Annotated in this window: 27 protein-coding genes and 1 pseudogene; 10 read left to right on the forward strand and 18 right to left on the reverse strand. The window is 60.8% G+C overall.

All coding sequences use genetic code 11. The features are described from left to right. Positions 1-4 precede the first annotated feature (4 nt). Positions 5-547, forward strand: coding sequence for a hypothetical protein (locus tag ACSBOX_RS11525; RefSeq protein WP_442542575.1), 543 nt, complete (start codon positions 5-7; stop codon positions 545-547). A gap of 56 nt (positions 548-603) precedes the next feature. Here ACSBOX_RS11525 and ACSBOX_RS11530 read toward each other — a convergent pair whose 3' ends face one another. Beyond that, a complete protein-coding gene (locus ACSBOX_RS11530; protein ID WP_442542576.1) occupies positions 604-1,017 on the reverse strand; it encodes a VOC family protein in 414 nt (137 codons plus the stop codon). Positions 1,018-2,878: 1,861 nt separating this feature from the next. On the opposite strand from ACSBOX_RS11530, the gene ACSBOX_RS11535 reads away from it, so the two are divergent. The 3 genes from ACSBOX_RS11535 (at position 2,879) to ACSBOX_RS11545 (ending at position 5,187) form a co-directional block, all read left to right on the forward strand. Continuing rightward, complete coding sequence (locus ACSBOX_RS11535) at positions 2,879-3,310, forward strand: hypothetical protein (RefSeq protein WP_442542577.1); 432 nt, start codon at positions 2,879-2,881, stop codon at positions 3,308-3,310. Positions 3,311-3,433: 123 nt separating this feature from the next. Continuing rightward, on the forward strand, positions 3,434-3,628 hold the full coding sequence (locus tag ACSBOX_RS11540) for a hypothetical protein (protein WP_442542578.1): 195 nt from the start codon (positions 3,434-3,436) through the stop codon (positions 3,626-3,628). A 1,268-nt stretch (positions 3,629-4,896) separates the two neighbouring features. Beyond that, positions 4,897-5,187: a hypothetical protein gene (locus ACSBOX_RS11545; protein WP_442542579.1), complete on the forward strand. Its 291-nt coding sequence runs from the start codon at positions 4,897-4,899 to the stop codon at positions 5,185-5,187. An 88-nt stretch (positions 5,188-5,275) separates the two neighbouring features. Here the strand turns inward: ACSBOX_RS11545 and ACSBOX_RS11550 are convergent, their stop codons facing one another. From ACSBOX_RS11550 to ACSBOX_RS11570, 5 genes and pseudogenes are all read right to left on the reverse strand, one after another. Next, a complete protein-coding gene (locus ACSBOX_RS11550; RefSeq protein WP_442542580.1) occupies positions 5,276-5,686 on the reverse strand; it encodes a hypothetical protein in 411 nt (136 codons plus the stop codon). A gap of 98 nt (positions 5,687-5,784) precedes the next feature. Next, complete coding sequence (locus tag ACSBOX_RS11555; RefSeq protein WP_442542581.1) at positions 5,785-6,060, reverse strand: hypothetical protein; 276 nt, start codon at positions 6,058-6,060, stop codon at positions 5,785-5,787. A gap of 167 nt (positions 6,061-6,227) precedes the next feature. After that, positions 6,228-6,350, reverse strand: coding sequence for a hypothetical protein (locus tag ACSBOX_RS11560; protein WP_442542582.1), 123 nt, complete (start codon positions 6,348-6,350; stop codon positions 6,228-6,230). Between the two features lie 91 nt (positions 6,351-6,441). Then, positions 6,442-6,510, reverse strand: a pseudogene (locus tag ACSBOX_RS11565) (DUF805 domain-containing protein); the annotation flags it as partial. Positions 6,511-6,623: 113 nt separating this feature from the next. Further along, positions 6,624-6,779 (reverse strand): hypothetical protein, encoded by a 156-nt coding sequence (locus tag ACSBOX_RS11570; protein ID WP_442542583.1) that lies wholly within the window; start codon positions 6,777-6,779, stop codon positions 6,624-6,626. A gap of 598 nt (positions 6,780-7,377) precedes the next feature. On the opposite strand from ACSBOX_RS11570, the gene ACSBOX_RS11575 reads away from it, so the two are divergent. Next, entirely contained in the window at positions 7,378-7,500 is a 123-nt protein-coding gene (locus tag ACSBOX_RS11575) for a hypothetical protein (protein WP_442542584.1), read from the forward strand. 743 nt (positions 7,501-8,243) lie between these two features. On the opposite strand, the gene ACSBOX_RS11580 is transcribed toward ACSBOX_RS11575, so the two are convergent. Further along, positions 8,244-8,786, reverse strand: coding sequence for a hypothetical protein (locus ACSBOX_RS11580; RefSeq protein ID WP_442542585.1), 543 nt, complete (start codon positions 8,784-8,786; stop codon positions 8,244-8,246). Between the two features lie 167 nt (positions 8,787-8,953). Here ACSBOX_RS11580 and ACSBOX_RS11585 point away from each other — a divergent pair, with 167 nt between their 5' ends. Next, positions 8,954-9,748 (forward strand): hypothetical protein, encoded by a 795-nt coding sequence (locus ACSBOX_RS11585; RefSeq protein ID WP_442542586.1) that lies wholly within the window; start codon positions 8,954-8,956, stop codon positions 9,746-9,748. Positions 9,749-10,130: 382 nt separating this feature from the next. Here ACSBOX_RS11585 and ACSBOX_RS11590 read toward each other — a convergent pair whose 3' ends face one another. The 5 genes from ACSBOX_RS11590 to ACSBOX_RS11610 form a co-directional block, all read right to left on the reverse strand. Then, positions 10,131-11,243 (reverse strand): hypothetical protein, encoded by a 1,113-nt coding sequence (locus tag ACSBOX_RS11590; RefSeq protein WP_442542587.1) that lies wholly within the window; start codon positions 11,241-11,243, stop codon positions 10,131-10,133. Continuing rightward, a complete protein-coding gene (locus tag ACSBOX_RS11595) occupies positions 11,240-12,151 on the reverse strand; it encodes an HNH endonuclease (protein WP_442546020.1) in 912 nt (303 codons plus the stop codon). Before ACSBOX_RS11595 ends, ACSBOX_RS11590 begins: the two co-directional genes overlap by 4 nt. Positions 12,152-12,280: 129 nt before the next feature. After that, positions 12,281-12,529, reverse strand: a complete 249-nt coding sequence (locus ACSBOX_RS11600) for a hypothetical protein (RefSeq protein WP_442542588.1) — start codon at positions 12,527-12,529, stop codon at positions 12,281-12,283. A 90-nt stretch (positions 12,530-12,619) separates the two neighbouring features. After that, a complete protein-coding gene (locus tag ACSBOX_RS11605) occupies positions 12,620-13,477 on the reverse strand; it encodes a hypothetical protein (RefSeq protein ID WP_442542589.1) in 858 nt (285 codons plus the stop codon). Positions 13,478-13,828: 351 nt separating this feature from the next. Continuing rightward, complete coding sequence (locus tag ACSBOX_RS11610) at positions 13,829-14,041, reverse strand: hypothetical protein (protein WP_442542590.1); 213 nt, start codon at positions 14,039-14,041, stop codon at positions 13,829-13,831. Between the two features lie 213 nt (positions 14,042-14,254). Between ACSBOX_RS11610 and ACSBOX_RS11615 the strand changes: the two genes are divergently transcribed. Beyond that, positions 14,255-14,593, forward strand: coding sequence for a hypothetical protein (locus ACSBOX_RS11615; RefSeq protein WP_442542591.1), 339 nt, complete (start codon positions 14,255-14,257; stop codon positions 14,591-14,593). Between the two features lie 606 nt (positions 14,594-15,199). Here the strand turns inward: ACSBOX_RS11615 and ACSBOX_RS11620 are convergent. After that, complete coding sequence (locus tag ACSBOX_RS11620) at positions 15,200-15,343, reverse strand: hypothetical protein (protein WP_442542592.1); 144 nt, start codon at positions 15,341-15,343, stop codon at positions 15,200-15,202. Positions 15,344-15,402: 59 nt separating this feature from the next. Here ACSBOX_RS11620 and ACSBOX_RS11625 point away from each other — a divergent pair, with 59 nt between their 5' ends. The 3 genes from ACSBOX_RS11625 to ACSBOX_RS11635 all read left to right on the forward strand — a co-directional run bounded on the left by ACSBOX_RS11625 (position 15,403) and on the right by ACSBOX_RS11635 (position 18,150). After that, positions 15,403-16,410: a transposase gene (locus tag ACSBOX_RS11625; protein WP_442542593.1), complete on the forward strand. Its 1,008-nt coding sequence runs from the start codon at positions 15,403-15,405 to the stop codon at positions 16,408-16,410. A gap of 241 nt (positions 16,411-16,651) precedes the next feature. Continuing rightward, on the forward strand, positions 16,652-17,902 hold the full coding sequence (locus ACSBOX_RS11630; RefSeq protein ID WP_442546021.1) for an IS256 family transposase: 1,251 nt from the start codon (positions 16,652-16,654) through the stop codon (positions 17,900-17,902). Between the two features lie 113 nt (positions 17,903-18,015). Then, the gene (locus ACSBOX_RS11635) at positions 18,016-18,150 is read left to right on the forward strand and encodes a hypothetical protein (protein ID WP_442542594.1); all 135 of its coding nucleotides are present in this window, start codon (positions 18,016-18,018) and stop codon (positions 18,148-18,150) included. Here ACSBOX_RS11635 and ACSBOX_RS11640 read toward each other — a convergent pair. From ACSBOX_RS11640 to ACSBOX_RS11660, 5 genes are read right to left on the reverse strand one after another with little or no spacing between them, the layout of a single operon-like run. Continuing rightward, positions 18,147-19,406 (reverse strand): M20 family metallo-hydrolase, encoded by a 1,260-nt coding sequence (locus ACSBOX_RS11640; protein ID WP_442542595.1) that lies wholly within the window; start codon positions 19,404-19,406, stop codon positions 18,147-18,149. The genes ACSBOX_RS11635 and ACSBOX_RS11640 overlap by 4 nt on opposite strands. A 44-nt stretch (positions 19,407-19,450) precedes the next feature. Then, positions 19,451-21,133 carry an amidohydrolase gene (locus tag ACSBOX_RS11645; protein WP_442542596.1) on the reverse strand — a complete coding sequence of 561 codons (1,683 nt, stop codon included), beginning with the start codon at positions 21,131-21,133 and terminating at the stop codon, positions 19,451-19,453. 9 nt (positions 21,134-21,142) lie between these two features. Continuing rightward, entirely contained in the window at positions 21,143-22,549 is a 1,407-nt protein-coding gene (locus ACSBOX_RS11650) for an aldehyde dehydrogenase family protein (protein ID WP_442542597.1), read from the reverse strand. A gap of 12 nt (positions 22,550-22,561) precedes the next feature. Further along, the gene (locus ACSBOX_RS11655) at positions 22,562-24,178 is read right to left on the reverse strand and encodes a thiamine pyrophosphate-dependent enzyme (RefSeq protein ID WP_442542598.1); all 1,617 of its coding nucleotides are present in this window, start codon (positions 24,176-24,178) and stop codon (positions 22,562-22,564) included. After that, positions 24,175-25,512, reverse strand: a complete 1,338-nt coding sequence (locus ACSBOX_RS11660) for an MFS transporter (protein WP_442542599.1) — start codon at positions 25,510-25,512, stop codon at positions 24,175-24,177. Before ACSBOX_RS11660 ends, ACSBOX_RS11655 begins: the two co-directional genes overlap by 4 nt. Positions 25,513-25,561 lie beyond the last annotated feature (49 nt).

Consider the following 25,561-nt stretch of genomic DNA (forward strand, 5'->3'; position numbering starts at 1 on the left):
GATCATGACGCCCCGTGTTCCGACCAATGTCGTAGTCGTTTGCTCGATTCTGGTCGCCGGGGCTGAAGTCGCTGTGGTCCTCGCAGCCGTGCAGTTCTTCTTGACCGCAGGGATTCTTCAGGGTGACGGAAATTCACCAGGTGCCCCTTTTGCCCCAATGGGGGTCATAAAGGGTCTTCTCTTCCTAGCAGCGGCGTCCCTGTGGCTATGGATGGGCTGGAAGAACTACCAGGGACGGCTATGGGCCAGGAACCTCACCATCGTCCTGGGAATTTTGACTCTGCTAGCAGCATCGATCGCATTCCTGACACTGAGCAGCAGGTTGACTGTAGTGGCTAGTATCTCCTACGGTGTCTCAGCGATCCTCTCAGTCATAGTCCTTGCTCTCATAGGGCGTCAGGAATCCAACAACATTTACCAGAAACTTCGCCGCCGCCAGCCAACTGGTGACGAGGAACTGCCAACACATTCCGCCCCCGAGTACCTTGGTGACTTCTCCACTGGCGAACAACTATCGAAAAACGGGCGGACATCACAGAGGCAGTGAAGGAGGGTCCCGGTGAACCATCCCCGAACGGGACGGTCGGGGATTTCATGCTTGCGTTAGCCTACGAAGATGCAGAACGGATGACCGGCTGGATCGGCGTAGACGTACAGCGGCTCGTTCGGATCGTCCGTACGATCAAAGCGGAGCTCGGCCCCTAATGCCAGTGCCCTGGAGTGTTGATGTGTGAGGGTTTTTCGGTCAGGAACGGTGAGATCGAGGTGCATCTGCATTGGCACATCAGGCAAAGGCCATGTGGTCCGCTTCAAATGATCAACCTGCTGAAAAGCGAGCTTACGATTGCCCTCCGCATCAGTTAGGACAAGCCAGTCGACATCATCAGGGAAGCCCTCGGCCGCGGGCTCGTCTCCTGACCGGTACTGGAGTCCGAGAAGCTGGCGGTAGAACTCCGCGAGTCCTCGCACATCAGCAGCGTCGAGAACCGTGTGAAGTAACTGAGGAAATCCGGTCATGGGCCGAGACTAACAATTATCAGCGTCTTCCACGCAGCGCCGCTTTGCTTCCAAAGGAGGATGTAAGGCTATCGCCGTCGATCACGAGGAGCACAGCGAGAATTCGCAGCCGGGGTCAGACGCCCTATCGATTGATTAGTGTGACTGCCCGTAAACCGGTAGGGGACGGGCTTGCGGGCACGTGGCTCACGTCGGGGGTTATGCATTTAGCGCTCGGAGCCTTATGCGCGCGGGGCCGAAGTTGAGCGGTCAGCCGACGGAGAGCCGTATTGGGGCCGGCAGTCCGATCTAACGCTCAATCGCCGAGGTCTTCTCGCCCATCCGGGTGCAGATTTGTCCTCTTGCCGATGAGCTCCTGGCGATAGCCCTCAACTTCTGCAGACTTCTTCCGAGACCACTGCCAACCGAAATAGGAGCCAAGAAGACCAGCTAACGCGAAAGCCGCCGCCGTCACAGCCGGGGAGCCCGTTGTAAGTTGGATCCAGACCGCAATGCCAATAGCCAAAATCACAGTGGTTGTCGCAATGAAGGCTTTCTGCTTTCGACCCGTCACGGCACTCCGTCCAGAGCATTTGTGCAAATGCTGGCACGGAATTTGCCTCAGGGAAAGCCTTGGCGCCAGATGCACGCCTTCGGGTCTCAGACTTTCGAGGCGAAGACCTCTACATCTGACCCCGCCCGAATGAGGATTCCCGTACGACCTCGGTTTCTGGACGCCGCTTTCATTGTCGAAATTTGTCCGCTCGGCCGTCATCGCCTCTTCGGGCCTTTTGAGTTAGCGCCGTTACGATGGCCACAATTACCATGTTGGTACCCAGCGCCGGCCAGAACTTGGTGCTTGCGGGTCCTAGGGTTACTGCGAGAATTCCGGCACAAACGACGGTTCCAATCAGGAGGCTGCCGACGATAGCCAGAACTTGCGTTTTGCTCACTATATCCTCCAGTTCGATAGATAGGACTGTAAACCCGGCGGATTGAAGTGGATAGCCCTTTCTAGACCAACAGCTATACAGAACATTCGTCCTCCGACCTTCGGCGCGCGGTGAGGGATCCACCAGCGTGCATTTTCTCCTGCGAGAAGGCTCTTCGTTCCGAGGCTGTCGCCCGTAACCGTGCGCAGCTACGATGCCGGCATGGAACCAGCCGACGTACGTAAGAGACTGTTGTGGTCCATCGTGGCGCTGTTCTGCTCAGGGCCATGGGCACTCCTGATCGTTGTTAACGGCGGCCAGCCTCCATGGATGAGCATCCTTTTCGCCGGGATTCTTGCCGGTCCTCACGTCATCATTTGGCGCCGATACCTATTCAGCCTTGGTCGACCCTCAGCAGATCACAACAAACAACACTGACTGATCGGTACAAGTCCATGGCGACGGTAACCATTCCCATCGACTGGCGCTTCAACGGGCGGTAAGGGAAGCCTCTGGGACTCAGATATAGCCCGTTGAGGGTTCGCTTAACGCGCACCAAGAGTACGGTGATCGATCCCCCACCGGGCGGTACTGATGGCTAAATGGCTCCTTTTTGGCATCACCTTTTGAGCGTCCATCTCCCGATTGGTAGGCGGACTTCTAACCGCTCATCCATGTGGTTTTACTCTCTCGAGCGCAAGCGGGTATCGAACACTCTAGTTAGGAAGCTTGCTGATTGTTTACCGTGGCTAGCAGCATGTTCACTGTTACGCGAGATCCGTGGCGCAAGAGAACAAGGCCAGCGTGGTTCGGGCATGCTTGCGCCGGCAACTTCACGCGACTCCGTGGCGTCAAGATGCTTAGGGGGACACGAATGAATGCCATAGCAATAATGATTCTTAGTCCGCGAACCAGACATCCCTGCGGAACCGTTCAAGGAGTCAGCCGCGATGGCGGACGATGAGGAAGAATCCGCTATGGTCGCCCGGGGCCTTGAGCAGCTTCGAGTCTCGCGGTTGCGCTGGGCGATCCTTGTCGGAGCTTGTGTGGCAGTGGTGGTTTTTTTCGGGATGGCCGGCGCTGTGCTTTGGCGCTGGTGGCCCCTGCGGGAGTGGATGTTCCCGGCGCTGCTCATCCCCGTGCTGTTTGTGCTTCTGGCCGTCTTCTCACTTAACGCCCCGGAACGTGTCCGAAAGCAGTTGTGGGTCCATCGTGCGATCATGCTTGTTCCACCCGTGCTGATGTTCCCGCTCCTGGCCTGGGCTGCAGGCGACCTCATCGGTTTCGGCGGGGGATTCTACGGCGGACTGGGTGCCGGCATCACCGTGACCGTCGCCAACATCATTCGCGAATGGCCCCGCAAACCGAACGCCACCCCCTGAGGATCCACCGACGGGACGAGCGCGCCTCAGCACCATCGACATCGACGAGCAGGTCCCGATTTGGCCAAGAGCTGGAATCGAGAACCCAACGCTCCGTAGACGACCGAAGTAAATTGGGGACTAATGGCTAAGTTTTGGAACAAGAAAACGCCGGCTTTGTCCTTTATTCCGGTCGGGGTTGTGGATGTCGGGTTGTTTATTGCAGCTCAAGGCGGCAACCGATTTGGCTACTGGCTACCAACAATCCTGCTAGTGGTGATCCTCCTTGCGGTCGTCAATAACTTCAGGATTGACTGCGCGGAACGTGAAAGACACTAGCCAAAAAATTCCGCCGCGTCGTCGGAGTCTCCCTCTTCGGAAAAGCAGTCGTCCGACCCCATCGAGGAATCGACCTTGAGACGATTCGATTGCGGCGCCCGTTGCAGGGTCCCCATCCAGGCGGTCGCCCTTCAGGGAAGGGCCGGATCGGGCACCCTCACCCGACCAGGCGGTACGGTGACGTGAGAGCGCCTTGAGGTGGATTGGAATGAGATGGAGAAGCAGCCAGAATTCAGGGGAGGTCTCGCTGTCCCCGGAAAGTTCGCGGCGGGCACGCCATGGATCCTTCTCGTGCCCACAAAGGACCATCTGGAGTTCCGGGCGCGGCACGGGCTAGGCAGGTTCTTCGGCCCATGGACACTGGAACGGGATGACGTCCGCCTGGTTTACCGGACGATGAGGGGCCTAGATACGTTTCACGGTCTGGGATTCCTGCGGCCGGACGGAACTTGGTGGACATTCTGGACCTATCACCCTACGGAGGTACTGGATTGCCTCGAGGAGCTTGGCTACCCGATGGATCCCAAAACGCGTCAGGGGCAAGGCCGATTCTTTGCCAGGTGAGTCGCCGCAACGCAGCCCGAAAGGGGATCGGCTCACGGACGTTGTCCCTGAGAGTCACCGGTGTAACGGCGCGCAATCCATGCAATAACAAAATAGTGCAATACTCCCGGCAGTGACACTGGAGCTCCGTCGCTGGGAACCGAGACCGAGGGGACATGCAACTCGGCAGCCCTGGTCGTGATGTCTCTTGTCTTGGCCGTTGCTAACTTCGTGATGTTGCGACGATCTACCAGAAGAGGAGACGATCTACAAGAAGAGGAACGGACAGTTCAAAGGAGCACGGCGGCCTGAAGACACACCATAATGGCGCCAATCATCCCCGCCGATAGCGCCTGTTTCCCGGCGGGCACGCATCTAACGCAGAGAAGGCTCGCCCCATACTGCTACGGTTTCATTCCCGTCGCGAACGATTACATGATCTTCGGCGAGGCCTTCGGACCCGAGCCGGATTCATAGTGCTTCGGGCACCTCACCCTGGTGCAGGCGGAAAGCTGAATCCGGGGCTAGACCGAGATGGCGGACCTCGACAAAACACCGGGCTGAACGTGCGGCTGCGATCTCTTGTCACCTCGGGTGGGCCTTCCTGCTTGCAGGAATGCAATGGATCGGCAAGCCGCTCGGATCTTGGAGGCGTCATCAAAACTATCCGGTTGATCAGGCGCCTCGTCACTGAGATGCCACAGCCCGCTCGCGCATTGTCGTCGATGATCCCTTCACTCTTCATCGCAGGCCCGTTGATCTATGTCCTCACACGGCAGTTTTGGCCATCTCGTATCGCTTTTGGTGCGGCGGGTGTGTTCCTTTTAGTTTTCGGATTTTGCATCTTCCGAGACATCAACGGCGCGGCAAGTTCATGGTCCCGCATGTACAAGGAAAGCCGGGGCCTCTCCCCAGCGCAGTTCACCTTTGCCGACGTACCAACACTCAAAGGCATGGGATTCATGTACATGGTCATGGGTTCGCTTTGGCTTTGCATGGCGATCTTTTCAATGTAGGCAGCCCCTAGCCGGACCAGGTTTCACCAGAATTCCCAGCAGGGCGCCCAGTCACCTATTGGCGCTTCAGCTCGGCATACTGCTGCTCTCAGGCCATCGGAAACACCATGAACCCATCCTTGGAGCGGCTTACGCCCCAGAGCAAGACGGACCCGTCAGGCCTTCGGACGGCGATGGATCGTTGGACCCTCAAGATGTCCACGTCCTGCGGATAGTCGCACCCGGTGTGGGCCGTGAACTCTTCTGCGAATCTGCGGTTGATGACAAGAGCAAGCCCCTTCCACTTCCGTCTCTCATACATAGTCAACCCGAAGGCGAAGACCATCGCGAGTCCCGCGACGATGAACACGGGCCACTTGGGAAGTTCCGCTGTCCCGAACAAGTCGACACCCAACTGGAACCAGACCACGAGGAAGCAAACCCCCGAGATGATCCTGACGGCCCTGAATTTCCTGGCTTCGGGAAACGCAACAGTGAAGGCCGTGCGATCACCATCCATCGTGCTCCCTCGATCCGTACTGCAAGGTGCGGTCCCAATAATCGAAACTACTGAAAGTCTCCCACTCCCCTGTCAGGGTGGGACTAATTCTAAAAACCTCAGGAGCCGTCCGTCCTCCCCGGCAGTTCCGGGTGCTTGGGGTCCTTGCCGCGCTCTCGCCAATACTCATCGCGCTGCCACAACGTAAACCGGGTCACCTGCACGCAGAGTACCGTCACCGCGACCGCCAGAATGATCGTTCGGATCCAGAGCCGCGGCTCGGAATCGATGCCCATGAGGCTCAGGACGCTCGCAACGAATTCGAAGACCACTATTGGAAGGGCCAAGTCGCTGATGCGCTGGAACCTGCGGCGAACTTCCTCGTTTGTGGCCACGCGTCCTCCCGTGCGCTCGTGCAATCAGTTCCGTTCTTGTCAGTGAACCAAGAATGTCGGCCCGGCGATAGAACCGGCCCCGGCCAGAGTCGAAGGCGGACGATCGCGACGAACCGAAGGTCACCAGCACAATGCCGGTGGCCTTCAGTGCATTTGCAGGAGTGCTCCTAGGCGGGGACGTCGAAGCGCTGACCTTCCGGTTTGAACCGAAGGATCATGATGATCAGCAGCGCCAGGCTCCCGAGGAACGGGGCCAGCTCGATGAGGATCATCCAGCCGCTGAAGTTCACGTTGTGCAGGCGCCGGACGACGAGGGCCAGGGACCATCGCGCCGGAGTCGCTGACGGTGGCGCCTGCGGCGATCAGGGCCCACCACCAGTATTCGCTGCGGCTGGCCCGGCCGGTGAAGGTGGCGTACTTCTTGAAGAAGCGGCGTGCGGCCTCACCGATGGATCTTCAGGATGCCTGTCCGACCTTTACCATCGCATGCTGGCCTTCCAGCCACTCCCCCACCCGGACCTACTTGGCGTCATCCCGGATCGAGGCGATCATCTGGGCGTTGGTCAGTTTATCGACACCCATTCCCGGTTCCCGCGGGCCAACACCGCGAGCCGGCCTGCGAGGTCGTTCACCGGGTGCCCGTTGTGGCCGCGGACCCAATCGTAGAAGATGTTCATCCCGCGTTCCGAACCCAGCAGGACCCCGGTTCGGACCGCCATCGGCACTTCCAGAAATCAGACTTAAGTGTGGACACTGTCCACACCCTCTTTGACAGGACAAGCGAACAGGCGCAGCTCCCGCTTGCGGTCGGGAAGCAGCTCTCCAGGAAATCTGAGCGCCAAAGCCGGTTTCATCATGTTGTACCCCGGACCCTGAACCATGAACGGGTGTTGGCCATCCACGACCAACCAGAGCGAACCGGAACGAGGAACCGCATAACCCACCCCACAGCAGGCGGAAGGCCCACCAGCCAGGACCCTGAACCTGCCACTCCATACACCTGAACAGGCCGCCGCGGCGGCCAGGCCAAAGCCAAAGCCCGCGAACTTAGCGTCAGAGGGACGCCACCACAGGCTTTGTACACATGTTAAAGCAAAAACCCCCTCTGACGAGGGGGAATGCTGTGCCCGAGGTGGGACTCGAACCGCATTCCAGGCCCCGGAAACACAGGGAACTCTCGAAAACATAGGCAATCCGAGCCAATCCGCCCGATGTACGACCCGATCCGAAGCCAAAGGTGTTGACATTGTCAACACCTCCTCTTTCCTACTTTCGTAGCCTGCACCCGAACACGACCACGTTATTCGAAGATACGAAATGAGTTGCGGGTCAGGCGATCTGGATCCGTTCGTCGCCGCGTTCAACCTCGACACGAAGCCGGCCACCCACCGCTTCAACGTACTTCCGCAGCGCGTCGGCCTGGCGTTAGTACCGAACTGAAAACCCGTACCCAGAACTTGTTGAGCCCGACGCCGTCGCATCTGCCGGCAAGGCGGTTAACCGCGCTGGGGGAAGCCGGTCTCCAGGGCAATGCCCACCATCTTCCTCTTCAAGTAGGCCGTTTCCCGTCGTGACTCCTTGACGGCGGGTCGGCTCGTGAGGATCAGCTGGGAGCAGGGGGCGCCAGCTGATCCCTCTCAACGCAAGCCGGGGCAAGCCATGTCGCATTCGATCCGCCTTATCTACCGCAACATGAAGGGCCGGTCACGGCAAAACTGCCACCGGGACTCCATCAACCGGAGATCGTTAGTCATCATTACCGCGCCCGAATGGAAGCCATTGGATCCACCAAATCCGGAGGACGTGATCGGCCGGCCGCACTTGGGCGAGGCTAGTGTTTAGGTCACGAACATCGGACCCCATGACGACGAGGGCGCCGGTGTCGGCGTCGAGTTTCACCTCCATGTCGACTACGACACGCCACCAAAGCCCGCAGAACTGTCACCGATGTCTTGAGAAATAACACGAAGAAATTAAAAGAGCAAAGCCCCCACCGTATCGATAGGGGCTGACGCTACATCACTTCGTCTTTGGATCTTTCGAACCGCTCTGCCTCGGATTCGTGGGGATCTTCGGCTCGCGATTTGAAAACTCGGTGGACTTAGAGACCCGCACTGTTGTCGCGGGGATGCTCACGTTTGGTTTGATACTTCTAGGTTTGTCGTTGCCCAACTTCTATCCTTCTAAATAATCTTCGAACTGATAAGAGCAACCATCACCGGCATCGCCAACCATGCCACTGCAAGGATGGCGTAACCGATGACGACGATATTGGCGGTCTTGGCCACCAACTCCATGTCGTTCGATAGTCCTGTAATGCTATCCGTGACGATGCTGTACTCGACGCTGTAGGTGTCAGCCCACAGTCTGTCTTCGAAAGATTTCCCTGCAAACGCGTCCAGCCCGCTTGTTGGGCGCATCGCCAGGAGACCAAAGACAGCCGCGATGACTGAGAGTCCGATGCCGATGAACTGCCACCCCGACACCCACGTATTGGCTTGAACCGTACTGAAAACGCCTGATGCGGTCACTAAAATCGCACCTCTGGTGTGCATGCTGGCCAGCCGCTGCGTGACGGCAGCACGCTGCCGGTCAACCTCCGCATGTACTAACTTGAGCTGATCGACCGGTTTCTCGTCAGTGTCGTCAGTTGACGCCGCTGTGGAGGACTCACCGAGAGCCAGGCTGATAGCTGCGGGTTTGAACTTGAAAGACATGGAAGGCATGTCAACAGTGTATGAGCACTTGGTTGCCCCTCCGTGGCGGTAGTCTGCTAGAGCTTCGTCTCCTAGGGGGAAAATTGCTCGCTCAAATACTGCCCGGCTTCCGGGACTTCCGCACACCGCTTGTCACCGGATACCTGTGGCTCGTTGTCGTGTGGACACTCATTGGCATGCCTTTACCCGACAAGGACGCGACGACTGGCGTGATGGGGGCTATCAATGCTTTCGGCAACTTCCTGACCCCCACGATCTACGTCGGAGTCCTAAGCTTCCTGGCGTATGTCATCGGCATGTTGCTCATGGTGGACATCAAGGCAGGGTCCGTTATCCGCCTCGGCCGACGGCTCAGCCTTCCTTACATCTCCCGTAGCGATCTCGATGTGATCAATGCCCATATTGAGTCAGCGTTCCATCGCGCGAGAGTCCGCAGGGTGAACGGCTTCGAAATCGAACGGGAGTTTCGTCTTAGATCCATGATCGACGGCGAGGGAGAGTACCAAATCTTCCATACGGAGAACCAGGGCAACGAGCGCATGATGGACGATGAGTGGCGCGAATATTCACTCAAGGAACTCCGCACCCCCGTCTCTGAAGAGATCGTCCAATCCATACCCTCACTTGCGATCAAGCTCCAGGACAAGAACCCGTTGCTTTACGGGAGCTATGACCGAGACAGGTCCGAGTCAGAATTCCGGCTAAGTATTGCGCCACCTATAGCAATGTTGTCCGCTCAGTTCATCATTCTCGGGATGGACCGCACGCTGACTCTGTGGCCCTGGGCCGGATACATCGGCCTCATCGCAGTGGTGGCATTGGTAGTCAAGGGGTTCCAGAAGCGCTTTAGCTCGGTGAACGTCGTTGTCACGGCCTTGGAGATCGGCACCATCGAGTCGCAGATGATCTCAAGACTTGAGGCCGTTCCCGCCGACAAATATGACGATAAGCCAGAACCCGCCAGCGCATAAGAAAATAAGGAAGACCCTCGCATAGCCTTCCTTACTATCCATTACCACCAGTGGTGTTGAAGCCAGAAGGCCTTAGCCTTAGCCCAGCTCCCGTACCGCTGCATCGCGTAGGTGGAAAACCACTTGTCCTGGCATTCGTAGTCGATTAGGCAACATGAAAGCTTGCTACATGGCAATGCCTGGCCCAGTCCACACGCCCCTGACGCCGTGTTGATCGCGTCCGTCCTGGTTGTGCTCTCCTTGATGTAGATGAACACCTTGTCTTCACGGCCAGGAGCTGTGGGGCCCTCAGCCATTTGCTCATGGATCATTCGGCTCGTAGGAATCCCCGTCAGCGACAGTCGAAACGAGGTCTTTGGCACTTGTTGCTCACGACAGCTATTCAAGAGACCTTCGAAGCTGGCTTGACGACAAACCTACCATTGGGATTCTCGATAACGAGCTCGGGACCAGGGAGTGCGTCGTACTGAGCTGCAACCCGTTCAGGAGTGTCAGCGGACTTCGCGTGTGCGCCGTCTGATTCGGTGCGAACGAGATAGGCAATTTGGTCGCAGTCGCATGAGGCCTTGAACCAATAAAATCGGCCGCACAGTGCCTCTTCGACCAGTGACGCCGGGTAGTAGGTGACATGTTTGCCGCACAAGGTCGGGAGCTTGACCATGGATCCGACCAGAGTGCTCTCCTTCAGTTCCGCCGCTGGTCGCCAGGGCCGCAGCGTCAACTCCGGTTCAGGTACGACGAAGCTTCGCCCACGTGCGAGAGCCAAAAACTCAGTGTCCCCGAGTTCCTCCAGATCCTCCCAATTGGTCCCTGTCATGGCTTCCTGCGTAGGCCAGAGGTGCTCGAAAAGGTGTCCTGTCGCGACGTCAATATAGAAGGGCAAATTTGTGAATCGGATGCCGTGGATGAGAAGGGCACCCAAAGCAACTGTCATCGCGTATGCGTGCGGCATGTCCGACTCTGGCAGCCGATCGACGTTGAGCGAGAGCGGCGTCACCCAAACCGATCCCAGCCTTAGCTCACCTGAGTATCGCCCGATCCAGAACATGCTGGCTGGTAGTGGCGTCTTGTCATTGCGTAGTTGATACAGGAGTTCATACTCCGAGGGCGGTAAACCGTAGCCTTGTTCCCTGTCGTCAGCCGAAGACACGAGCATTGCGACGAGTGCGGTCTTCTGAAGCCATGCGGCGACAGCTCCCTGATCCCCTTGGTGGATCCCTCCGGGCTCTCCAAGGATTAGCGGAGTGAGGACTCGGTGGGCTACCTGCTCGAGGCCTTCCATCCAGCCGTTGTTGCAAGTCTTGCACACGTTTTTCACGGTCATCTGAAACGGTGGAGCCACGCCCAGCGATTTGCCGATCCGGTTGAGCGGGCCTGCGACATTCTCGACGGGCGCGCTTTCCAAACCAATCTTGCTGAGCCAGTTCCCAAGCACATGTTCCCGTGTGAGCGGACCCGCACTCCCGCAAAAGGCACAGCGTCGTTGGCCGGTCAAGACTGCGTCCTTGCAGGATCTGGAGCTCCTGCCTCCCGGATGAAGATCGGGTCAAGGGGCCAATCGACTGCAAAGACACGGTTGAAGCTGACGGCGAAGAACGTCGACCCGTCGGCTTCCGTCATCTCGGCGAGGGCGATCTCGCCGGGCACCGGATCGGCTGCGGTGCGGCTCACTTGGATCGATCGGGCGAGGGCGCTCAACTCGTAGTCCTCTCCTCGATCACGGTCCCGTGCGGCCACCAGCTCGGCGCGGATCGCAGTGGCGCGTTCGGTTCGAGGAACCTCCTTCATGATGAGGCAGGCCGCCACGTACCCAGTCTTGAGCGCCGCGAGCCGGAACGCCTTTTCGTTGAATTCCGGGACCGTGATTTCGATCCTGCCGCCTTGAACCATGCGGTCGAAGTTTGGGTCGGAACGCCCAGTCTGAAAGAGGACATATTCGCCGGTCAGCGTTTCTCGATAGAGATATTGTCCGCCGTTGCGGCGACCGCGGACATCCCCGCCTGAGATGCGAACCCGACCGAGTGACCGTTCGTACCAGGTCTGAAGGTGCGGCTCGAACCGACTTCCGAACTCGTTGTTGCACCGTTCGCAGGTGAGCGTCCGCACATTGCCGCCGATACAATGCGGCGGAACGTGTTCTCGGCTTGACGGGCTCGGTACTAGACAAATCGGGCACTCGCCGAAGTTGAAGTACTCGACATTAACCGGCAGCAACCCACCGGAGATCTTTACGCCTTGCGGGGTCGGCATGCGCGTCTCGAGAACAGAGCCGTCATCCATTTGGAGTGAAAGGTGATGGGCTTCAGGGATTCCACGAGCAGTGCCATGCCCGGTCACAGAAGCTATCACCCCCGGCTGACCGATCTTGGGCGGCGCAGCGGACGCCTCAGCTCCCGCTTCCATTTCAGTCACACCGACAATCATGACATTGAATCGCCACAGGCCAACCTATTTTCTGCCTTACGACATCTCATGGGCGGTATCAACGCCCACTTCTTCCCGTTTTCTGCGTTCACTTCCAGACAAGCTGGACTATGTCCGGGACTGCCCCGGCTTTTGTTGACTCGGGGTCTTAAGCCTCCGTGCACCGGTGGCCCGGTAGCCGTTCACGACGTCGATGACGTGCGTGTAGTGCGAGCCCGTGGAGAATATCGAGTCATTGATGCAGAGCGCCAGGTTGCGAGGGTAATCATCGGGTGAAATCCACTTGGTCTCGTCGCCAAAGATGCCCCGGCACAGCTCTGCCAGCTTTTCCGCCTCGGCAGTGAAGTCAGTCGTCATGGTCGGGCTCTAGCAAGGTACAACGGCAAACTTCCGCTAAGGGCTTGATAGTTCCCGTCCGGGCCAAGGACTACAAGACGAGCAGCAGGATCAGTTTGGAAGAAACGCCACTGACAGCGGGCTTGATTCGATCGATTCACCCGATCCAAGGTTGACTTTCGCCACGAGCGTCTCAATTGCTAACTTCTTCTCTCGCATGAATGCCACTAAATTACTGACTTCAGGCAGGAAGTACAACCAGCGTGCGGACTGTCCTGACTCGAGTCGACAAGGCAACGTCGGATTGTCGTAAGGAAAATAGTTATCGCCGGCACGGGCGATCCCGCAGGGGTGGTAGTAGAGCACATGCCCGTCCCAATAGGCCGGCAGTGTCCCGGTATTCCGCACTGTCAGCAGCAGGATCTGATTACCGAGGTTCTTGTACTGCTCCAGACCAACGAACTGGTTGGCGGTCTCGGTTGGGAATTCAATCAAGCCTTGGGCTCCGAAGTAGCCAATCCCTAGTTCGACGACAACCTTTCGCTGAGGAGGAGTGCTGGCGATAGCTGCCAGGATGGCTTCAATGAGGCCGTCTTCGTTGACACCTGCCAGATTCTGCCGCTCAATGCCCATAGCGGTTTCCCGCCCGGTTTTCCACTCCACAAGCGTTTCGACGGAATAGCGCTCCGGGTGCCGCTTGTCGACCAGTTCGTGGTGAGGGGTACAGAGCAAGATCAGGTTTGCGAATGCTCTGCGCTCGTCATCGGTCATGTCGGGGTCGTAGCGGGGCCCGTCGGAGCTTGCCGCGCGTATGTGCGCAATCTGAACCTCGGTGAAAGGCTCATCGTCGATGAAAGTGACGACGGAACGCGGGCAGTCCGGGAAGTAACAGGTCGTTCCCGAGAGGGTGAAGAGCGCCCGCACAGTGGCACTGCTGTAGCTGCGGGGACCGGGACTGCTCTTACTCATCTTGGGAGCCTAACAGTCGCGGTGCGCAGGATTGGAGCGTCAGGCATCGGCTTTCCCGCCCACATTTGGGCTTTAGATAGCGCACGGTGCTAAGGCTTGACGGACTCGTCAAGGAACAGCACTCCGCGGTCCGGGGTGCCTGCACCCGGCAAAAAGGACTGAACCGCGGCACTCCCAAGAAAATCGGGATATTGGAGGTGAAGAGGGTTCTTCGTTCTCACCGCAGCCATCGGCGCTGACCACGAGCCCAAGCATGCCAGCAAGGCACGGTCAGCGTCCGCTAAGGCAGGAAAGGCGGCGTGAAAACCCACATGATTGTGGTCAACTGTGTGGGGCTGCCGTTGAGCTGGATCACGCAGACGGCGAGGCATATTCCAGCCCCTCTGGCCTGTGCTTCCAGGCTTCAAGAAGGGCCTTTTGCGCCGGCTCGATGCTCCGCGACGCGCCATCGTCGCGCTGCCTCTTTCCGTGCCTTCTCTGCAAGTCACGCGTGGCCGCCTTCTCCGCGTCGGTCATGCTCTGCTGTGCCCGACGCCGTTCCCCCACGACCAGCTCGCGTTTCACGTCGCATTGCTGGTGATGCAGGCGAACCCCGGATGCTACGGAACTGGCCCTGTCACACGTCGAATGCATCGTCCTCGCCGGTTGCTGGTGAGTCAGGGGGTCTCGCGTAACCCGGAAGACACGCACTCCCACATGCTGACCACGTTTCCTTGCCGGCGCCGCCCATCCGACTAGATTGGTCGGTAACGAGCGACTGGGGATGGACGACGAACGATGGAATCTGTGAGGTTCGAAGACCTGGCTGGGGCTTGCGAGCTGCAGGGCAGGCAGGTTGCCTTCATCGTGACAGTGTGGGCCAAGAAGGACGAGAACTACCCGACGATTGCCCGCGCCGTTAGCCGTGACGTCAGGGAAACCCTGCACAAAGCCCGAGCCCTCAAGCCCGGGGCAGATCGCACAGACCTCATCCGGGAGCTGGAACGGATGCGCTCCGTCATATCGTTCCTAGACGCTCAGCACTACATCCGCGATACATGGAGCGGGTCAACATCGAGGCACACCCAAAGCGTCAAAAGCGTCCGCTCTGCAGGTCTGCCCGGCCTCGGCAAGTAGCGGCCCTTATCCACTGGCCGCCCCATCTCTTAGGAATCGCCGCTCCATTTGGCGGCTGAGGGTGCCAGGGTGATATCCGACGGGTATGGCGCAATATGGCGGGCTCCACTTCCCGTTGGGCCTTCGGCTCCTTTGGATTGGCTACGTCTGTCGCGCCGATCCTGGAGAGTGACTTGAGTTGAGCAAGCTTGATGCTGGCTCTATATGACAAGGCCAACGTACCGTGGCAGGGTAGCAAAGATTTCATTCCGCTTTGAAAAGTAAAGCTTTGTCAACAGTAAAGAGCAAACAGGTCTTTGACCTGCGGAAACACTGTGCCCGAGGTGGGACTCGAACTGCATTCCAGGCCCTGAAAACGGTAATAATGGAATTGGTCTTGAACCGGTGTGACCCGCTTGAAAACTGACGTGCGTGCCGGTGCTGTCTTCCCTGTGATCTGTCTGCCGGTTCAAGTTCCGCTATAAGCGCGTTGAGCCTGGCGGACATGACTTCATAGGAGCCTGATTCGACCAGTCCCATTACCGTTTTGTCTGCCCACCTGGCCCACGTGCCCGTCAACTAATCACTGATATCTCAAGGGCAGTTTCCATTTTGGCAAAAGAACCGCTAAATGACTTCGTCGGCGTCGACACGCATGCCGATACTCACCACGTCGCCATCATCAGCGAGTACGGCAAACCTCTGGCCGATCAGGAGTTCCTTGCCGTGGGCTCCGGATACCGCAAAATCCTGGACTTCATTGCCAGTCATGGAACGGCTGCCGCGGTGGGGTCGAAGGAACCGGCTCATACGGTGCCGGGCTGTCCAAGGTGCTTCGCAACGAAGGGCTCACTGTCCTGGAAGTCGACCGGCCCAACCGGGCCCAGCGTCGCCTGAAAGGCAAATCCGATCCCCTGGATGCCTACCAGGCAGTCCAGTCGGTACTGGCTCAACGAGGCCTCTCGACCCCGAAAGCCAAAGACGGACCCGTCGAATGCCTGCGGATCCTACGTACCGCGCGTTCATCGGCAATGAAGGCCCGCACGGCAGCAATCAATCAGATCAAGGGTCTCCTCGTGTCGGCACCGGACGCTCTCCGGGCGAAATACAGGGGGATGGCCACTCCTGCCATGATCACCGCCCTCCAGCGGAGCAGGCCGTCAGGCCATGTGGCCGACCCGGAATACATGACGCTGCTGACCTTGAAAACCCTGGCCACCCGTTACCAGGCGCTTGCCGAGGAAATCACCGCCGCCGATACCGCCCTGCAAGAAATCCTCGATTCCTATGCGCCCTTGCTCTGCGACGTCCCAGGTGTAGGACCGGACGTTGCCAGCCAGCTCCTCATCACCGTGGGAGACAACCAGGGACGGATCGGAAACGAAGCCCAGTTCGCGGCATTCGCCGGGGTTGCACCCATCCCGGCATCGTCAGGAAAAACGACCCGCCACCGGCTCAGCCGAGGCGGTGACCGCAACGAAAACCGCGCCCTGCATCAAGTAGTGCTGACCCGGATGGCATCGTGTCCACGCACGAAAAACTACGTCAGCAAACGCACCACGGAAGGAAAAAGCAAGCGAGAGATCATGCGTTGCCTCAAACGCTACGTATCCCGTGAAATATACCGACAGATATTCAACCCGGTACCGGCACCAGGCATCACCGACCTACGCCAGAAACGCAAAAGCCTCGGGTTGACCGTCAATGCGGTCGCCGGCGAACTCAGCCAATGGCCCTCCGTTATCTCCCGCATCGAACGAGGCCTCATGCGCAACGACGACCTCGCAACAAGCTACAGGAAATGGCTCGAGGAGCAGGGCACTCAAAAAACGAATTGACAACCATAGGAGCGTCACAGGGAACTCCCGAAAACATAGCCAATCCGAGCCAGTCCGACCGATGTACGGCCCAGCCCGAAGCCAAATGTGTTGACACTGTCAACACATCCTCTTATCCCACTTCTGAATCCGATTCACGCAGAAACCAACGGAGGGACTGTCTGAATAACGGTGTGTGGGGTCCGGCCTGATCCGAAAGGAGACGGCCGTGTTGGAATCCACGACCGAGATGACAGGGGTGATGATCGATCCTGTGACGGGAGAGATCATCGATCAGAAGGAGCTTGCGGAGCGGCTGCTCGCGCAGGCCAAGGAACAGGGCGTGAGCCTGGTGGGCCCTGGCGGACTGCTGAACCAGCTCACCAGGAACGTGCTGGAAACCGCGCTGGAAGCGGAACTTACCGAGCACCTCGGGCACGAGCACGGCCAGACGCCGATCGCAGCCAACATGCGCAACGGCACCCGGCCCAAGACCGTGCTGACCGAGATCGGCCCGGTCGAGATCGAGGTGCCCCGGGATCGGGACGGCTCGTTCGAACCGGTGATCGTGCCCAAACGGAAACGGCGCCTGGACGGGATCGACCAGATCGTCCTCTCGCTCTCCGCCCGGGGGCTGACCACCGGGGAGATCGCCGCGCACTTCGAGGAGGTCTACGGGGCCAAGGTCTCCAAAGACACCGTCAGCCGCATCACGGAGAAGGTCGCCGGGGAACTGGCCGAATGGTCGTCCCGACCTTTGGATCCGGTCTATCCGGTGCTCTTCGTTGACGCGATCGTGGTCAAGGTCCGTGACGGGCAGGTGCGCAACACCCCGTTCTACGTCGTCATGGGCGTCACCGTGAACGGGGAGCGGGAGATCCTGGGCATCTGGGCCGGCGACGGCGGCGAGGGTGCCCGGTTCTGGATGCAGGTCTTCTCCGAACTCAAGAACCGGGGCGTTGAGGACGTGTTGATCGCTGTCTGCGATGGGCTCAAGGGCCTGCCGGAGGCCATCACGACCACGTGGGAGCGAACGGTCGTGCAGCAGTGCATCGTGCACCTGATCCGCAACAGCTTCCGCTACGCCGGACGCCAGCACCGCGACGGCATCGTCAAGGCGCTCAAGCCGGTCTACACGGCCCCGTCCGAGCAAGCGGCGAAGGACCGGTTCGCCGAATTCACGGCCGAGTGGGGCCAGCGATATCCGGCAATCGTGCGGCTCTGGGAGTCCTCCTGGGCGGAATTCGTGCCGTTCCTGGAGTACGACGTGGAGATCCGGCGGGTGATCTGCACAACAAACGCGATCGAGTCGATCAACGCCCGCTACCGGAGGGCCGTGAGGGCCCGCGGGCACTTTCCGAACGAGGCCGCCGCCCTGAAATGCCTGTATCTGGTCACCAGAGCCCTTGATCCCACCGGCGGCGGTCGGGCACGCTGGGTGATGAGGTGGAAGCCTGCGCTGAACGCGTTCGCGATCACCTTCGCCGGCCGGTTCGAAAGAACCATTCACTAATGAAAACCGCCGGACCCACACACCGTTTATCGGACAGTCCCCCAACGGATGAATGAGTAGTGGTCTGGGTTACCGCTAAGGCGATCTGGATCGGTTCGTCGCCGAGTTCAACGTTGACGCGAAGTACGGACACCGCGTTCGGAGCCGCGGGATACACCATCGAGATCACCCGACAACACGAGGAGTTCGCCAGCCTCCCCGTGGGACACGACGAGGAAGCCGTCGTCATCGGCTTCAGACTGGACTAATCCTCCAGCGCTCCGTTGCAGAGCCGATTGACCACTTCGGTGAGCATTGCCAGGCCGGCTACGATGTCCTCGTCCTTGGTGTATTCGTGCTCGTTGTGGGAGATGCCGTCCACGCTGGGAACAAAGAGCATCACTGTGGGAACGATGTCCTTCATATTGGTGGAATCGTGCCCGGCCAAGGTCATGACTTCCTTGTTGGACAGCCCCAGGTCGGCCGCAACCTTGGCGGCGAGTTCCACGCCCTCGGGCTGGTAAGGAGTTACCGGCCACGAGTGCGAGTGGTGCTGTTCCACGGAAACGTTGGCAAGCGCCTCGATTTCCGCGATGCGCTCGTGCAGCAGGGCATCGGCCTGGGCGAGTACGGCTTCGTCGGCACTGCGCAGATCCAACAGCAAGCTGACGCGGGACGGCACGACGACGGGCGAGTTGGGGTAGACGTTCAATTGCCCAACCGAGGTGTGGAGCACTCCGGGGAACCGGTTGGCGATATCCCGGGCGGCAACCACCAACATCGAGGCTCCCAGGAGAGCGTCCTTGCGGTCAGCGATGACGGTGGAGCCCGTGTGTGCCTGCTCGCCGTGGACCACGAATTCGTACTTGTTGGCCGCCCAGTTGGAGGACACCAGGCCAATCGTGATGCCTTCCCGCTCCATGCTGCGGCCTTGTTCGATGTGGATTTCGGCGCAGTATGCAGCCTCGGGTCCTTCATAGGAACCACGGCACGCGATGGCGTCCAGGGCGTCCTGCACGGAAATCCCGGCGGCATCCGTGGTGGCCAGTGCCGTGTCCAGCGGGAGCTTGCCGGTGTAAACGGAGGAACCCATCATGGAGGGCTTGAAGCGGCTGCCTTCCTCGTTGAACCAGTTCACCACAGCGATATTGAACTTGGGCGCCTCAGCCCCGTGCGCGTTCCACTGGTCGACCAGCCGAAAGGCCGCATGCGCGGCGGCCAGGACACCGAAGGCACCGTCGTAACGTCCCGCCGTCGGCTGTGAGTCCATGTGCGAGCCAACCACAACAAACGGAGCTCCCGGCACGGCCTCATAGAGACCCCACTGGTTGCCGACCTGGTCAAAACGGACGCTGAAGCCGCGGGCTTCGAGCAAGCTGCTGAGCCAGTGCCGCTGTTCGCCGTCGGGCTCGCTGGCAGCCTGCCGGTCCACGCCGCCGTTGGCGGTGGCCCCGAAAGCGCTCATCGTGTGGAAGTCCTGGACGAAGGCGGCGTCCTGGGCAGTGAAGCTGGTGGTGGAAGTCATTGGTTCCCCTATGAACTGAGTTGGATCTAAGTAGAGTGCTGAATCTATGAACTGTGTTGAAGTGCGGTCAGAGAGTTGTGGGTAAAGCGGCCGCCGACTGCGGTGGCCAGGACGTGCAGCTGGGCAATGTTTCCGGTGTCAAACGGCGAGCCGGACAGGACGGTGAAGTCGGCAAGCTTGCCTGGGGCCAAAGAGCCCTTTACGGCCGACATCCCTGTGGCCGCGGCCGCTCCCGTGGTGTAAGCGGCGAGTGCCTCGTACGGGCTGAGCCGCTCTGTCGGGTTGCCGAACATCGCGCCGGATGACGTCTTCCGGTCCACAAAAGCCTGCATGCCACGCAAAACGCTTCCGTTCGCGACGGGGCGGTCGGAGCTCCCGGCCAAGGTCACCCCTGCGGACAGGAACGACGACGCGCGGTAGGCCCAAGGCAGTCGCTCCGGACCGAGCGACGCCGCCATGCCGTCGCCGCCGTCATGGAAGAAGCTGGCCTGAGGCGTCACGGCGATCCCCGCCGCTGCGAGCCGTTCGAGCTGTTCCGGTCTGGTCATGGAGGCGTGCTCGATCCTGTTCGGCATCGTGCGCGGACCGTTCTTGGCGTCGCAATCCGCAAGAATATCGATCGCCAAGTCCACGGCCCGGTCTCCGATGGCGTGGGCCGCAATGGACCATCCAGCGGCGTAGGCGGCCTCGATCCGTTCCCGCAGCATAGCGGGTTCGGCTTGGAAGTATCCCGTGTTGCCTGTGTTGTCCGTCTGCCCATGGCTGCAGTACTCGTCGCTGACTGCGGCGGTCTCGCCGAGAAGCGAGCCGTCCAGGAAGACCTTGGCTGGGCCCAGGGAGAGGTATTCGTTGCCGAATCCGCTCGCTATGCCCAAATCCAGGCCTGCCGCACCGGAACCGTCGTCGTCGTGGCTGCCAATCCGGTGCAAAACGTCCAGCACCGGCATGACCTGGGCGCGCGCATGGAGCTTGCCGTTGGCCGCGGCCCGCTGGTAGGCGGCTAGCTCGACCGGGCTGTGTCCGATCCAGCCACCACCCACGCCCGCTTCGGTGAAGCTCGTGATGCCCTCGGAGGCGTAGTGCCGCGTGGCCCGATCCAGGGCCGCCTCGATTTCGGTAATCGAATACGGCAGGGTCAGCTGCTGGATCAGTGCTTGCGCCGTTTCCTGGACAAGCCCCGTGGGCCTCCCGGCGGAGTCGCGGACGATCACGCCGCCGTCGGGATCTGAGTACGACGGCGACTCAGCACCGGCCTGCCGCAGTGCGGCTGTGTTGACCACGGCCATGTGACCGGAGTTGTGCCGCATGAACAATGGCCGCTCCCCCGTGATGCGGTCGAGTTCGCGGATGTCCGGGAACGCGCCGTCGTGCTGCTGCTGGCTGAAGCCAGTGGCCATGAGCCAGGCGCCAGCCCCATGGCCTGGGCCAGCGCCAGCGTCGTCCATGGCTTCCCGCAGCAGCCCGTACAACTCCCCCAGCCCCCGCGCCTTGGACACATCCAGCTCGGCCAGGCCCAGCCCGAACCACGTGGTGTGGCAGTGCGCATCGATGAAGCCGGGAGTGACGGTGGCGCCGCCAAGGTCGAGGATCTCGGTGGCGGCAATGCCATCCAGGTCTTCATCGAGTCCCGCCACGAGGCCTTTCCAGACTCCCAGCGAGCGGGCGCATGGACGGCCCGGGTCCATCGTGATGATGTCCGCGTTGCGCAGGAGCAGGTCGAGTTTCATACCGATGGCCTAGCGGTGCGAGGTGGTGACGGACTTGATCCGGGTGTAGTCCTCCAGCCCGAAGACCGAGAGGTCCTTGCCCGTGCCGGAGTGCTTGAAACCGCCGTGTGGCGCCTCGGCCGGAATGACTTGGTGGCAGTTGATCCACACGGCGCCGAAGTCGAGCTCGTTGGACACCCGGGTGACCACGCCGTGGTTGTTGGACCAAACGCTGGAGGCGAGCGCGTACTTCGTACCGTTGGCAAGCTCAAGCGCCTCTTCCTCGGTGGCGAAAGGTTGGACCGTGACTACTGGGCCGAAGATCTCGTCGCACACCACTTCGTCAGTCTGGAAGACGCCGTCGATCACTGTCGGTTCGAAGTAGTACCCCGCGCCGGTGCGTTTCCCGCCCGACAGGACGGTAGCGTTGGCCGGAAGCCGGGTCATGAAGCCCTCCACGCGTTCAAGCTGCGCTGCACTGTTGAGCGGCCCAAGGTCCGAGGCGTCATCGCCGAGGGTCAGCGCGGCGGCGGCAGCACCGAGGGCCTTGGCGAACTCGGCGTGAATGTCCGCGTGGACCAGCACCCGGGTCACCGCGGTGCAGTCCTGGCCGGCGTTGAAGAAGGCGCTCAGGGCGAGTTCGCGGGCGGTCTGCTGGATATCGACGTCAGCGAAAACGATCGCCGGTGCCTTGCCGCCCAGCTCCAGGTGGACGTCCTTCAAGGTCTTGGACGCGGCGGACATGACCTGGGCGCCCGCCCGGGTGGAACCCGTGATGGACACCATCTCCGGGATCTCGTGGTCCACCATGGCGGCACCGGCCTCGCGGCCTCCGCACACGATGTTCACGACGCCGGCCGGGTAGATCTGCTGGGCCAGCTCGCCCAGGATCACGGTGGACCACGGGGTGGTGTCCGCGGGCTTCAAAACCAGAGTGTTTCCCGCCGCCAAAGCCGGCCCGATCTTCCAGATGGTCATCATGAACGGGTAGTTCCACGGGGTAATCTGCGCGACCACACCCAGCGGTTCGCGGCGGATGGTGGACGTGAAGCCCTGCACGTACTCGGTGGACGCGGTACCGGACACGACGCGGCAGGCTCCGGCGAAGAAGCGCAATTGGTCGGCGCCGCGGAGGATCTCCAGTTCGCGGGTGACGGCCCGCGGCTTGCCCGTGCACGCCACTTCGGCGTCCAGCAGCCGGTCCACATTGGCTTCGATGAGGTCCGCGAGTTGCAGCAGCAGCGCTTGGCGCTCGCCCGGCGTCGTGCGCTTGTAGCTCTTGAAAGCGGCGGCAGCCGCCCGGAAGGCGAGGTCGACGGCGGCCGCGTCACTGTCCGGGGCGGTGCCGATCTGGGTCCCCGTCCGTGGATCGAAGAAGGGCAGGCTCGCCGGGGCGTCCACCGCTTGGCCGTTGATGATGTTTTTGAGCGTGATCACGTGGGGCTCCAGTCAGTTGCTCTTGGGGGAACGGGTGGTGGGGTCCTGCGGGAGGTGCAACACGGCCGGGAGGCCGGAGTCGACGGCGCGGCGGAACGCGGCGGCGAAGTCCTCGGCCCTCTCAACGCGCTCGCCGTAGCCGCCGTAGGAGCGGGCCAGGGCGGCAAAATCGGGATTGGTCATGTGCGTGCCGGACGGTCGGCCTGGGTAGTGCGCTTCCTGGTGCTCGCGGATGGTGGCGAAGATGCCGTTGTCCACCACCAGCACAATGAACTGTGCGCCGTGGCCCATGGCCGTGGCGATTTCCTGGCCGTTCATCATGAAGCAGCCATCGCCGGCCACCGAGATGACCTGGCGGCCGGGATATGCCAGCGAGGCCGCAACGGCTGCCGGGATTCCCATGCCCATGGCTCCGTTGCGCGGAGCGGCCAGCGAGTTGGCGCTGTTGTGCTTCAGGTAGCGGGCCGGCCACAAGGCGTGGTTGCCCGCGCCGAAGGTGAGGACGGCGTCGTCGTCCATCTCTTGCTTGAGGATCTCCATCACGACGCCGAGGTCCACTGCCGTGCCTCCGTCGGGTTGGGCCGAAGAGAACTTGAGGTAATTTGCCCGGGCATCCTGGAACCAGCCGGCGGCCGGCCGCACGGCAGATTCCGTGTCCGCGATGGCAAGCGAGAACGCCGAGACGTTTGCGGTGATGTGCTGGTCCACCTGGCCGAAGTGGCCGAGGAGGTCCGGGTCCTGGTTGATCACGACGGTCCCGGTATTGTGGCCACGGGTGTAGCCGTCGGAGAGGACGTCGCCGCGGACGCAGCCAAGGAAAACGAGCAGGTCGGAGTCGTTCAGAAGCGCTGCGGTGGCGTCGCTGCGGCCGTATCCCAGGAAGCCTGCGTAGGACTCGCTGCTGTGCGGGATGGCGTCGTAGGCGCGGAAGTCGGCCACGACCGGGATGCTGTGGCGTGCCGCCCAGGCGGCCAGCGCGTCTCCGGATTCCTGGGTCCAACCCTCGCCACCCACCACGACGAGCGGCTTGGCGGCTCCGGCGAGCCGCGTTTCCAGCGCGGCCAGGTCCGCGGCGCTGGGTTCTGGGCGGGAGACCCGGCGCGGCTCCACGGTGCCTTCGGTGACGGCGTGCACCAGCACATCCTCCGGCAAGCCGATCACTACGGGACCGGGGCGTCCGCTAAGCGCGGTAAAGATGGCGTCGTCCACCACACGGGCGGCGGAGGCGGCGTCGTCGAGAGTCACGACTTTCTTCGCGGTGCTGCCGAACCAGGCGTTGATGTCGAACTCCTGGAAGGATTCCCGCCCGCGGTCCGCCACGGGGATGAGGCCCACGAACAGGATCATTGGTGTCGCGTCCTGGTGTGCCGTATGGATAGCGATGAACGCGTTGGCGGCGCCGGGGCCGCGCGTCACCATGGCGACGCCGGGGAGTTCCGTGAGGCGGCCCTCGGCCAGCGCCATGAAACCGGCTCCGCCTTCGTGGCGCGTCACGATGGTCTCAATCGAGGAGTCGTGGAGTCCGTCCAGGACATCCAGGTAGCTCTCGCCGGGGACGCCGTAGACGCGTTTGATGCCTGCGCGTTCAAGCTGCTCGACGATGAGGTGGCCTGCTGTAGTGGTGCTCAATGCTTCATTCCTTCTTCTTTGATGCTCAGGCCGGGAAGGAAGATCCCGGACACGGCGGTCAGTATGGAAACAATCAGGAGAATGATGGTGCCGGGCCAAAATGAGTTGCCGTTGGCGGCCACCAGCGCTGTGGCGATAAGGGGTACGAAGCCGGATATGACACCCGCGGTATTGGAAGTGATGGCGACGCCCGTGTAGCGGACCTTGGTGGCGAACAGTGCCGTCAGCGCCGTGCCGGAGACGGCGTACGGGATGGACAGGACGGCGACGCCGATCATCATGCCAACGACCACCAGGACCGGATTACGGCTGTCGATGGCAAGGAAGACAGGGACCGCAATGATGGCTGAGGCCACACCGCCCCACAAGATGACTTTGCTGGCACCGAATTTTTCACCCATCCTGCCGGCCCAGATCAGCGCCCCGATTTCGAGTGCGGCCGCAAGGAGGGTGCCCAGGAGAAGCAGCTCGGACGGCAGCTTCAGGACCTTGTTGCCATAGAAGACCACGAAGCTGGTGATGAGGTAGAAGCCTCCGATGCCAAGCAGCGCCGAGCACATGCCCACCAGGATCTGGCGCCAGCTGTTCTTCAGCACGCCGCGGATGGGTGCATGCTCTGTCTCGCCCGATTCGATGAGGGCTTCGAATTCGGGCGACTCGCTGAGTCTGCTGCGGATCCACATGGAGATGGCCAGGAGCGGCATGGCCGCGATGAAAGGGATGCGCCAACCCCACGCGTCGAAGTTGTTCTGGCCCACCATGAAAAGCATGCCGAAGAAGCCTCCGGAGGACAGGATGGTCCCGATCGGAGAGCCGATCTGCGGCAGCGCCGCGTAGCGGGCACGCTTGGCAACCGGGGCGTTTTCGACGGCGATGATCACCGCGCCGCTCCATTCCCCTCCGACGGCGAGGCCCTGGACGATCCGCAGGGCCACCAGGAGGATCGGGGCGGCCAGACCGATGGTCATATAGTTCGGCAGCAATCCGATCAGGCCGGTGACGACACCGATTCCGACGATGGTGACCATGAGGATCTTTTTGCGGCCTACTTTGTCGCCGAGGGCGCCGAAGATGAATCCACCGATGGGACGGGCGACGAACCCTACGGCGAGGGTGGCGAAGGAGCCCATCGCGGCCACGAATGGATCCTGAGACACGAAGAACTGCGCGTTGAACACGAGTGCTGCCGCGGTGGTGAAGAGGAAGAAGTCGTACCACTCCAGCGCTGTGCCTACGAGGGCGGCGAGCGCGACCTTCCTGGTGACCCTCTCATCGACTGTGCGGGGCATCCCGGGAGTCAGATGCGTGGGGGCGCTGCCTGCGCTGCTGGCCATGATTACTCCAAAAGATTCGAACGATGCCGTGAAAACCGGGGAACTGCCG

The sequence above is a fragment of the Arthrobacter sp. KN11-1C genome, from assembly GCF_052180225.1.
Taxonomy (GTDB): domain Bacteria; phylum Actinomycetota; class Actinomycetes; order Actinomycetales; family Micrococcaceae; genus Arthrobacter.